Origin of the sequence: Frankia sp. Mgl5, from assembly GCF_023242985.1 — a bacterium.
Taxonomy (GTDB): Bacteria; Actinomycetota; Actinomycetes; order Frankiales; family Frankiaceae; genus Parafrankia; species Parafrankia soli.
This window is the reverse complement of record NZ_JALKFY010000363.1, coordinates 1-234: the sequence shown is the minus strand read 5'-3', so window position 1 is coordinate 234 and position 234 is coordinate 1. Positions and strand designations below refer to the sequence as shown.

The window sequence follows — 234 nt, the reverse complement described above, 5'->3', positions numbered from 1 at the left end:
AGGTAGCAATTGCCAGGTAAGGATTGACAGCATCTGCACCGTAGCCGATCAGCATGGCAAACTGATGGACGTCGCGAGGTTCCCCCGATTCCAGGATCAGGCTCGCTTTCGTACGTGTTCCGGTCCGTACCAGATGATGATGGAGACCGCTAATCGCCAACAAAGCGGGAATGGCGGCCCATTTCTCTGATATTCCCCGATCAGAAAGAATTAACAGGGTGTACCCATCCTGAA

Annotated in this window: 1 protein-coding gene; it reads right to left on the bottom strand. The window is 53.0% G+C overall.

The genetic code is table 11. The features are described from left to right. Positions 1-234: glutamate synthase central domain-containing protein (locus tag MXD62_RS09705; RefSeq protein WP_248829017.1), on the bottom strand; the 234-nt coding region annotated here is incomplete at both ends.